The sequence below is a fragment of the Paenibacillus sp. OK003 genome, assembly GCF_900109515.1.
In the GTDB taxonomy this organism is placed as follows: domain Bacteria; phylum Bacillota; class Bacilli; order Paenibacillales; family Paenibacillaceae; genus Paenibacillus; species Paenibacillus marchantiae.
Genome location: NZ_FOBD01000020.1, coordinates 94,150 through 105,916, shown reverse-complemented (window position 1 = coordinate 105,916; position 11,767 = coordinate 94,150). Strand labels below are relative to the sequence as shown.

At 40.6% G+C, this 11,767-nt stretch carries 6 protein-coding genes; all 6 read left to right on the top strand.

Annotation, left to right across the window (positions count from 1 at the left end):
• The first annotated feature begins 382 nt into the window (after positions 1 to 382).
• The 6 genes from BMW94_RS25470 to BMW94_RS25450 all read left to right on the top strand — a co-directional run bounded on the left by BMW94_RS25470 (position 383) and on the right by BMW94_RS25450 (position 11,767).
• The gene (locus BMW94_RS25470) at positions 383 to 3,682 is read left to right on the top strand and encodes an RHS repeat domain-containing protein (RefSeq protein ID WP_091001572.1); all 3,300 of its coding nucleotides are present in this window, start codon (positions 383 to 385) and stop codon (positions 3,680 to 3,682) included.
• Positions 3,683 to 3,713: 31 nt separating this feature from the next.
• Positions 3,714 to 8,525: an RHS repeat-associated core domain-containing protein gene (locus BMW94_RS25465; protein WP_091001571.1), complete on the top strand. Its 4,812-nt coding sequence runs from the start codon at positions 3,714 to 3,716 to the stop codon at positions 8,523 to 8,525.
• Between the two features lie 17 nt (positions 8,526 to 8,542).
• Positions 8,543 to 8,884, top strand: coding sequence for a hypothetical protein (locus BMW94_RS25460; protein ID WP_091001570.1), 342 nt, complete (start codon positions 8,543 to 8,545; stop codon positions 8,882 to 8,884).
• 1,064 nt (positions 8,885 to 9,948) lie between these two features.
• On the top strand, positions 9,949 to 10,893 hold the full coding sequence (locus BMW94_RS25455) for a hypothetical protein (protein ID WP_091001569.1): 945 nt from the start codon (positions 9,949 to 9,951) through the stop codon (positions 10,891 to 10,893).
• Between the two features lie 210 nt (positions 10,894 to 11,103).
• Positions 11,104 to 11,280: a hypothetical protein gene (locus tag BMW94_RS30290; RefSeq protein WP_175480850.1), complete on the top strand. Its 177-nt coding sequence runs from the start codon at positions 11,104 to 11,106 to the stop codon at positions 11,278 to 11,280.
• Positions 11,252 to 11,767, top strand: a complete 516-nt coding sequence (locus BMW94_RS25450; protein ID WP_091001568.1) for a hypothetical protein — start codon at positions 11,252 to 11,254, stop codon at positions 11,765 to 11,767. The genes BMW94_RS30290 and BMW94_RS25450 overlap by 29 nt, the downstream gene beginning before the upstream one ends.

Below are 11,767 nucleotides of genomic sequence, written 5' to 3'. Positions count from 1 at the left end.
TAGCAGTGGAGGTTATTCGTGTTGGTCGGAAAAAGTATAACACGAAAAAAGAACTCATCCAACAAGAAATGCTTGACAAACATTAGCTGGTTTTTATTTTTAAGGTAATAAATCTAAGTTGTAGCCCAATTAGGAAAAACGATTAATTCAATTGAAATAGCATTTGAACTGCATTTAATCTTTAATTCTGTTTCGGATCAAGATAATTACAGAATATATTAATTGTTATCTGAAATGGAAAAGGAAAAAAGTCCCTTAAAGTAGGGACTAATTAACTATATCCTAAAATAAGGGAAATGACGATAATGATTTATTAGACTCCATTTATACATCTGTTTAGGAAGGGAATGGAGAAAAAACATAAAGGAGGAATATAAATTCCATGAGTTTAAGAAAAGGTTTTATTGTTTTTCTGATGGCTTTGTTGTTGATTGGAACCATGTATCCGACCAGCGGATATGCGCTTTCGGATCAATCGGATACCATAATAACAACTGAAAGTAGCGCGGGGAATGTTGATTTTTCTATGGAGGAATCAGCTTTAACAGACGACGAATATCTGGATGGTATTGATCCAGACGTCCATGAAGAACCGGAAGGTGTAGACGAGGACGTTGAAGATGTAGAAGATGCGCCGACAGTAACGGAGGACACGTATGAGGAGGATATGTTTTCTACCCAAACCATGGCACTAGCGGGTGAAGAAGTCATAACGATGTATCCTGGTGATTCTTACAGCTTCACGAATACTGGAACTCGCTCTCGATCCTTGAGCACAGATGCGGCAACATCGAGAAGCAGTTCATATGATTATGCTGTTTATAAAGCAGATGGAAGCATCTCAACGGATAACATGAATTCGACGAGTAGCTTATCCGTAGGAGCTGGGTACACCGCTGTCGTAACCTCAAGTGGGGTCAATGCATTTACAGTAACCATCCCTGTTGAGTTTACCTATAGTGTATCTGAGAATCCTGCCTTACATAGAGCGACATTGTCCAAAGGTGAGAGCTATTGGTTCGTCAATGAAGGAACTCAAACGAGAGCGGTTAGTGCGGATACGTCCACAGCTCAAGATCGGAAGTATGACTATGCCAACTACAACGAAGATGGAAGTCTCTCTAGTTCGAATTTTGAATCAACCGGAAAACCCTACTTAGGGGGAGGAAACGAGATTATCTTTACAGGGGCTGGATCACAGCCTGTCACCATTGGACTCCCTTACGAAGTTTATACCGGTGGATGGAGCGATGAACCTGCGTATACTCGAGTGACGCTGAGCCAAGGTGAAAGTTACCAATTCACCAATATCAGTTCCAAATCCGATGCACTCCAAACGGATGGAACGACCAAAGATAAGCATGATTACGTTGTTTATCTTCCGGATGGAACGGAAAGTTCTACAGGGACGAATACGACCACTAAACCTACTGTAGCAGCAGGAAGAACCGCCGTTGTAACTTTGGTTACAGCAACGCCTGTAACATATGGTGTACCCTATCGGACATTTGATGTCCAAAAAGCCGGTGGCGATGCAATTACTCGAATCACTGTATATCCTGGTGAATCCATGATTTTTCGGAACAATGGTTCCTTAGCGAATCCAATCAAAAACAATGCGAGCAGTACCAACGGAGCTCTCTTTGATTATGTCCTGTATACATCAGAAGACGTTGTTCATTCGGATGGCTTCAACAAAAATACGAATCCAATCATTCGCTCACAAGGTTACGCAGTCGTGACCGTAGTTGGGCAAGTCCCAATTGAGTTTAGTTATACGGATGATTTCTCGGTTGAAGAAAGCATGGAACCCGCATACCATCGCGTAACACTCAAACAGGGAGAAAGCGTGACATTTTGGAATAACAGTACCAATCGGGAATATCTCGACAGTGATGCGTCCACCAGCCAAGGGCGAATATTTGATTACGTGACATATTATCCGGATGGCACAGAACGGAGTACAAGAAAAGCAACAGCGGTTGAACCAGTTGTTTACTATGGAAATAAAGCAGTAATTACAGGCGTATCTGCTCAACCTGTAACCATAGGTGCGATTTACACCATTTTTGATGTAGAGGATCGACCTAATGAAGCACTAAGTAAGATTACCGTATCACCGGGCCAATCGGTCAAATTCCACAATGGGGGTTCACTCAGTAACCCGATTCGGAGTAATGCCAAAAAAATAGGTGGGCTGTTTGATATTGCTGTGTATAAGGCAGATGGCAGAGCACATAGTGACAAATTCAATAGCAATGTAAGTCTCGCCACCATTCCAGCTGGCGGTGAAGCCATCGTTACGGTAGGGGGAAGTACACCTGTGTTATTTGAATACACGGATGATTTCTCCGTAGTGGATAGCCAGGAACCGGCTTATCTGCGCGTGACGTTGAACAAGGGCGAGAGCTATGCTTTTACCAACATAAGCTCAGATTCGAAAAGGGTGCGAAATGATGCTTCCAGCAGCGCGGGGCGGGTGTATGATTACACGATTTACAACGTAGATGGAACAGTGTCAAGCAGTAGAACAGCAACAGCGATCGAGGCGTATGTCTTGGGTGGTAAAAAAGTTGTTGTTACCAACATCTCAGATCAACCCATAACGTATGGTGGGATTTACCGCGTTTTCCGTGGACAAGATGATCAAGTCCCTTCACCAGAATTGGAAATCACCATTAAACAAGGTGAGAGCGCAGTATTTACGAATCCGGGTTCGGAACCTGCTCAAATTGAACGAATTGCAGGAATAAATTCCGTTGTGGATTATACGGTCTACGACAAATCCAATAAAGCATTGTATTTCGTGGAAGGTAAAAGTCATGCAACATGGGATATTCCTGCCGGTGCAACACTTGTCGTTACCGTAGTATCTACGGAACCTGTAACGATTCAATATAATTCTCCTGTGACAGCCAGTTCAAGTAAGGAGCCTGCACTTATCAAGCGGAATTTGACTCCAAATAACACGCTCTTGTTCTCGAATACCTCACCTTATGAGGCTTTACTCGTTGGTTCTCCTTCTGAAGGAGGAACTTATGATTACGTTATTCGAAATCAGAATCAAGCTGTTGTTAAGGAAGGAAAGAACGCTACAGGAGGACAATTTGTACCTGGAAAGTCTGACATTCAGGTGCATAACGTGTCAGCCCAAACGCTGAAATTTGTAGGTGCTTATCGGCACTTTACGGTCAAGGAAGCGGAAGTGGAGTTTCTGACTTTGTATGAAAACACAGAGACGGCGCTTCCCACAGTTCAGCAAGGGAATGTGTACTACCGTTTTAGTCCTTATAGTTCTGACAAGTATCGGATTGCGATAAAGGAATCAGGTGATTTTTCCATTGAACCTCGGATCGAATTGTATTCAGATAAGGAACTGAGTATTCCGGTAGCTACTTCAATAGAGCAAGAACAGGTATATGGTGAGCAATATACTGTTCTTGAATGGGAGCTTCAAGGTGGACAGAATTATTATCTCAAGATAAGTGAAAAGGATGGAAAACCGATTCAGGGAGCCATAAAGGCAGCGTGGATGAACATTCGCAATGACAATAGCTATGAGTACGGCTATGGCAATCAATTGCTGAAAGTCGTTCTATTTACAGGAGATCAAATTGTATTTGAGTATGACCGCAACGGTAATTTGACGAAACGAACGAAAAAGATTTTTCCATTTAATTAATGATTCTCTAAATCTAGGTTGAGGTGATGGAGTGTTTAAGAAAATAACGATTATTTGGTTATGCGTCACATTGATTCTTAGTGGGTTCGGTTCTTTTGGATATGGAGGACAAGCAGCAGCGGCGGCAGAAGGTAGGGATTCCCTCCCTTCCGCTACCTACATTACAATCCATAGTTTAAAAGAGCAATTTGGTATCAAAGAAGATTGGATCGAGAAGAAACTAGATCAGGGTTACTCGTTGTACCAGTTGTATAAAGCTTTACAGACAGATCGCACAGGCGGCGAGGCTGCTGAAAAATGGCTAGAAGCACAAGAAATCAGCGAACCGATTCAAATGGAGGGGCTACGCCCTTCCGCTTCATCACAGCAAAACACGTTCTCGATTAATGCTCTTGGAGAGGATGCTCCAGGTACTGGAACGACCGTGGATGAAACTGGACTTAACCATGTAGATATCCGAGATGACGCATCGCTTTATATGACGTCTTACGGAGCGGAATCCATCTCTACTGCTACAGGGGAAATGATGATTCAGAGTACTGACCTTTCGCTACCTGGACTCATTCCGTTTGATCTGACACGAGTCTATGACAGCGCTAGAGCCACTGGGCAACTTGGCGTTGAATATGACGAAACGACACAAACGTATTCCAATAAGGTTACGCCACGCAAGGAAGAACTCTCTGCTGGATTGGGGCAAGGGTGGCGTTGGGACATTCCTTTCATGGAAAAACGTGGCGATCATCAGTATATTCTGATTCCAGGCGTGGGCTATTACCGCTTAAACGCGAACCTGGAACTGGAAGGTTACGTATGGAATGACTTAACCATTAAGCGAGATGCGACCGTGACTGTTAATGGCGTATCTAGCAGTTACCGTCTATCCATCCGAAACGGCTACGATTATCTATTTAATGAAGCCGGAGAACTGTTGCAAATTACAGATGGCTACCGGAATACCGTGAATATTCACTATACGACATTGAACGGAAACCAAGCTATTGCACGAATTGAAAACAGCGAAGGTCAGGCGCTGACATTTGCTTATAACAACCTGAAGGTTACTGTACAGCTTGCCGGAACGGATCGGAAAGCAACATACACGCAACGCGAGGACGAAGGCATTCGCATTTTGCGAGAATACACAGATGCTCTCGATCGGACAACGACGTATACGTATTATTATCCGGAATCCAAATTCAACTTTTTACCTGAGTTGCAAAGCAATCAAAATGCTCAAGGTGTGATGCATACAGCGTTGCTATCGCGCATTACAAGCCCTTCATCAGCTATAACGGATTATGCATATATTCCGGCGCTGAAGCAGATTGGCGAAGCTTCCTCTCATTTCGTATTCAAAGTAAGAGAGCGCAAGAGCCAGTTTAGTACAACGGAAGGCGAAGGAGTTCTGGGCAAGGTTAACTTTGAGTACTCGGGAGAAGATCTGGACTCTTACGGTCAATCTGCAACATGGACCACGAAAGTGAAAGCAGAGAACACTGTAGATACTTGGACGTTCTCCAAAACGTTTAGCGCTGCAGCTCATCCAGATTTGGTTCGCGCAGATAAGCACACGTTAACTGGAGATGACGTGACTTATTCCACGGAGTTCCAGTACGATAACCAGACGAAGCGAAACCTTCCGACTCAAATGACGGAGTGGGTTAGTGAGGGTGGACGTGCAGGCGAGAAGCTAACCACAACCATGACCTACGATGCCAATGGAATGGTGACGTCCGAAAAACAAAGTACAGGACAGGAAACTACCTATGCGTATGAAACGGGTAAGGCTCCATATCACTGGATCAAACCTATTCGTTCGACCACCAAGATTAATAGTACATTGGAGAGATACGCAGAAACAACCTATGACAGCCAAGGCTCTGTTCTGCGGAGCACAACTAAAAATGGATACGGCGGGCAATTGCTCTCTGAATTGGAATTGAAGCTTGACGATAAAGGAAGAGTCATCAGCACCACGGATAAAGGAGGCTATTTAGCTAAAGACAGCGTAGCGACGTTGAGTTATCAGGCTAATGCAGGCCATTTGGTGAAATCCAAGTCCATATCTGTGAATGATGCTGCTGGTAAAGCAGAAGCCCTCGTGGAATCGTATCAATATACGAATGCTGGTGAACTGGAAAAGACAACCGATGCATCCGGGGAACAGGAATCGTATCAGTATGATAAGAGAGGGCGACTTCTACAAATCGTCCATGCTGATGGTACGAAATCAACTACGGCGTATGATGATGTTAAGAACATCATTACAAATACATCGCCAGATGGCATTGTCACGACCGAGCGGTATAATCCGTTAGGTCTTTTGGTAGAAGAGCAGACGGCTGAGGCTACGTACAAATACGCCTATGACCGCGAAGGTAATGTTACGGCTGTTGAGGATGCTGAAGGCAATGTTACGAGAGTTGTAGTCGACGCGTTTGGACAAGCGATAGAGACAAAGTATCCAGACGGGACCACCGGAACAACCAACATTGATGCTGTGGCCCAAACGGTGACCTATAAGGATGCTGCTGACAATCAAACACGGGAGAAGAAGGATTTACTTGGTCGAGTGACGGCGGTGGAAGAATATCGGAATGGTGCATATGTTCCGTTACAACAAACCGAGTATGATATCGATGGTAACGTAATTGCATCTATCGATGGTAACGGTCAACGAACGACCTATACGTATGATGCGCTTGGACAGATCACAACAGTGACAACACCGAAGCAAGAGACAAGCCGCTACTTCTATAGCTATCAGGGCCAAGTGACACAGATCGTATCACCGAATACGCAAACAGTCACAAAACAGTATGATGAATTGGGAAGACTCATTAAACAGACGCATCCGAGTCCAGCCGGGTATGCGACAACTTTATATTACGATAAGAAAAGTAATCTGATTAAAAAACAGGATCGACTTGGGAAAGTAACAGAGTATACGTATAACAGTGACAACATGCTCACAGGTATGAAAGCACCGGATACGAATGTATCCTATACGTACGACGAGATTGGCCGCAGAACATCGATGACAGATGATCATGGAAAGACCACGTACAGTTATCAAGCAGCAGATGGGATGCTGAGCGGACTGACGTTCCCGGATGGGACACGACTTGATTACGAAAACAATACCCAGCAACGTCTAGGGTATACCTTAACGGATGCCAAAGGACAATCCTTGCGCATTCACGGCGAAGTAGATGCCATGAATCGGGTAACCTCCATGGATATTACCTCGGGTTCAGGAGGGGCTTCTGTACTCGCAGCATCGGGAACGACGCCTGTGGATCGTATGACATTCAGTTATGCGTCCAATAGCTTGCTGGAGAAATTGTCGTTTGGCAAGGGCCTCAGCACAAGCTACCAGTTCAATGGCTATGACCTGTCGGGAATCACGATCTCTCAAGGGACATCTGCGGTGCAACAGTTCGCCTATGAATATGATGGGAATAAAAACATCACGTCCCGTACACAGAACGGGGAAACCGATCAATACACATACGATGAATTGAGCCGGATTCAGACCGAAACGGGCACGCAAAAAGAAACGTATACTTATGACCCGAATGGTAACCGGTACAGTACCGGAAGTGGTAAGGTATACGGTCTAAAGGATGCACAGTATACGTATGACAGCCAGAATCGTCTGATTAAAGCAACAGGTGAAGGCAAAACGGTAACCTACAGCTATAATGGAGATGGACTGTTGTATGAACGTACGGAAGGCGACCAAACGATTCGTTATTATTACGATGAAGAAGCCAAACTCATGGCTGAGGCCACTGTGACGTCTGGAAAAGCAGAGCTAACATATGCCTATATCTATGATCTGTATGGGCAATTATGGGCTCGCCAGGACAAGCAAACAGGTAAACTGGAATACTACCAATTGAACGGTCATGGCGATGTCGTTGGCCTTGTGGACGATGCAGGAAAAATGTTGAACAGCTATACCTATGATATCTGGGGCGGACCGTTAACAACTGAGGAAACCGTACCGAATATGCTTCGCTATGCCGGAGAATATTGGGATGATACGGTAGGTCTGCAATATTTGCGGGCACGTTGGTATGATCCAGGCATGGCACGTTTCATCGGTGAGGATACGTACGAGGGAGAATTGAATGATCCGCTCAGTTTGAATTTGTATTCGTATGTTCATAACAATCCACTGAAATATGTTGATCCAAGTGGACATCGTAAAACCTCGACATATTACGAAGTTGAAAAGATGTTGAGTGCCGCAATGAAAGGGGATAACTCCTTTAAACCCAGCCTGAACAAAGTTTTTACTAAGGTCTACGGTGATAAAGGTGTTAAATTTTCCAATTTATATGCACAATTAACCCAAACCAGTGGTGCATTTATCAACTCACAAACCAATGCTAGTGTGGCTAAAACACAATTGTTAAATGCATATGAAAATGGACAAGATCGCTATGACGTACAAGTGGCTTGGATAACAATAGCAGGGGGAGGATTAGGTGGTGGATATGCTATTTTAAGCAGTAGCGTGTCTACACTTGGAAAAAAAGCTCTTAAAAAAGGTATTTCAAACATCTGGGTAAAAAATAAACATCTTTCTGGTGGTACTGGAACTTGGGCAAGATTTAATGTCGCTACTCAAGAAGAGGCCAAAAAGTTAATTACCAATTCAATCAAAAACGGTAAAATAAAGAGTGTTACAAATAATGGATTAGGATCCAAAGGTCAAAAATCCTATGAAATAATAATTGATACCGGTAAAACTGTAGGTACTAGGAATGAAAAAATGATTAAAATAGTTGTTGATGAGTTAGGAAATTTATGGAGTGTTTATCCTAAATAATTTTAGGAGGGGAGTGCATGAACACGTTTGATATTGAAAAATTTTTTGTTAAAAATAAAAGGAAAGCGGCAAACATGTTATTATCGTTTATGGATATTGAGGTTAGAGAATACATGCTTGACGAGATTGTCTACTTTCTGAATCACTCTTCTGTAGGAGAAAAAATGGAATTAACTGATCATTTTATCATTAAAGAAAGTGATTTCGAGGTAATTATTTTAAACGAAACCACTGAAATGTTTGCATTGAATCCAGAAGAAAGCAGAGCTCATATAGAAATTGTTTCTTTACTATTTTTAATTAATCAAAAAATGTCATGTGGGTTGAATAAAGTCAAATCAATATTAAAAATCAATTAAATGTCTTAATGAAAATTCCAGAAAAAATAACTACCCAAAGAAAGTCGCAATTGTAGCGGCTTTCTTTGTTTAGAGAGCACAAGTTCATGTCCCGATTATCGATGTTTAGTGTGGCATTATCCAGATGTCAGTTATACATGACTTCAAGAAATATCCTATTCAGAAGACAAAATGCTGTAGGACTCGGTGTTGATGTATGGATAGGATTTAGAGGTGAAAGAATTCGACTTGGATGAAATATATGTGGATCACTATTATTTTCATCAATGTAGCAGTATTCATTTGGTTTTTAGTTGGAGCGACGTCTAATTTTCAAAGATCCCTGGATTTAATTGGCATGCCGATCATGCTTTTCTATGGAATACCTTCTCTAATTGTTAATGTGATCTCGATTGTAATTCTCATAAAAAAATGGAATTATCAGTTGAGTGTAAGTACCATGATTGTGGGAGGGTGTTCATCTTTATACTATTTTTCTGTACTCCGGCTTTTGTAACTGCATTACAAAATACGGTGGAACGAGATCAAGTAGAAAGTGATCCGGTTTGTTACACATCTGATTAGAAGTATGAGTACAATATCGAATTAATCGACATGTCAGAGAGAAATAATCAGGTGAATTTAATTGTAAGAGAGGTTCTGATAAAGCTGAAAAGAAAGCCATTCCATTAGATCTGGACACTGAAGAGATAATAGCCTTAACCACTGGACCGGGATCTAATTGGCAGTGGGCTATATTAAAACCTACAGAAAAACCTGAATTATACAAGCTTACCACTACCGAAAAATTAGGCATGCATAAGGTCTATATGATTGATATTGTAGAAGGGTCTTCGCAAGAAATTAAGTGAACAGACAAACAGCATTTGAATTGCTCCCTTTTTGGTGATGTCCAAATTTTAAGCTAATAAAACAAGATATGAATCGTAATAGTAAGTACAACCTCGAATTGTTATGTTTCGGGGTTTCTTTTTTCCAGTGTATTCCACAATTTTCATCCATATAACTACAAAATAGTATATTATGTTCCGATATAAATCATAAGATGGATAAGGAGGATAATTATGAGTTCAAAACTGAAAATGAGTTGGGCTATGCATCCTACTGCTGGTAGAGTATCGGTAGATGACATACAGTTAGATGAAAAACTGAATAACTCTCTTAAATGTGAATTCTGTAATGTTGATGTCAGTTTCGTTGGAACTTACATAAAAAATGAAAAATACATGGCGCCAATATTGAGGCTGAATAGAGGTAAGAAGAATCATTTAGACTATGAGGGTGGTGAATGTCCTTATAACAAAACAAACAATAAAACTCAGAATTTACCTACAAGTAAAGTTGCTGGAGTAGTTATAGACAAAGAGTTAGTGATCAGAGTTAATATTCCTGTAGATTTGAAAAAATCTTTAATGGATTTATTATCTCAGGACTTAATTCCAATAAAAGAAAAAGGGGAGAAGAATAAAGAACCAAAAAAATCACCCGGTAATTATACAAATACTACAGAGAAGCTATCTGACTACATAAATTCAGCGAGAGCTTTTGCGAAAATTGCCCAGTATTTTGAGAAACATGGAACTCAGAATTTTCTGGAATTTAAATTTTTTGGTGTAAGCGCTCCTTGGACGGATATATATTTTGAGAATTGGGATCGGGTTTTTGAAAAATTTCAATCAAAAACACCTAAAGAATTAGTTTGTTTAAGAGGTACCTTTACTAATATAGGAAAAGAATATCCAGATGAGAACGGATATCCATGGGTTCAATTAAAATTGAAAAAGACGCCTCTATCGAAAAATGAAAAGTCGGACACTTTTGCGCAAATTAAACTGTTCAAACCAATGTTTGAGAGATTTATATCTCAATTGAATGAGGCTAAAAACAAGTCTGAAGAGATTGAGATTACATTCTTTGGGAGAATAGAAAGATATACCACAGAAAAAGGAGATAAAAATATAAAAGGCGTAGCTGTTTTAAGGAAACAAATACATTTTGAGAAGAGATAGTATTCTTTTCTAGTGATTTAATCACAAGTATATGTTTTATATTTTTTTAGTATCTTGACGTAAAAGGCTTGGGAAAAGATTGGCAATTAAATGATATTATAAATAATTTGATAAAATATGTAATTTAAATTTTAGTTCTGTCCTATCATGGGTGAATGTAGTAAAATTTAGGGTGTTATTGAAATTATTAAAAGGGACGGTGTGTTACATTTGGAGACGTGGGTTCGTGAAATATTAACTCATATTGCTGCTTTTACAGCAGGAGCTACTCTAACATTAGTAGTTCAAAAAATTAGGATTAACAGTAGTAAAAATTATAAAGTGAATCAAAATAAAAATACTGTAAAAGGTGATTTGGTTGGAAGGGATAAAAAAGTTGGGAAATAGTATCGAACAGTCTCACAATACAGTGTCTGGAGATATTGTAGGTCGAGATAAAATTACTATACAGACCATTACTAGCTCAAAAGCTAGGCGAGCAATCCGACTAGAAGAAGATTTTTTTATTGTTTCTGATGAAGATAACAGTACATTGTTTAGAAAACTCCATGATGGCAAGACAAATGGTCTAACAAAAGCACGTGCTGTTACTTCAAAATTAAATTCACTTAAAATTATATTTCAGCTAAAAAAATCAGAAGAAGGAAAAAGATTATTAGCTGATATATATGAGAATTTATTAACATGTGTATCAAAAGTTACACTGCCAATGGAAGATGGAGATTTGCTGAAATATAAAAGTGAAGATATATTTTCTCAATTTCCATCATTAATTTCAAGGTATGAAGATATCATAGAAATTGATGAGGCCTTTTTAGAAGGGCTACTTTATATTGCTACCTCTAACTGTGCAATAAGATGGAAGGTGGAATAA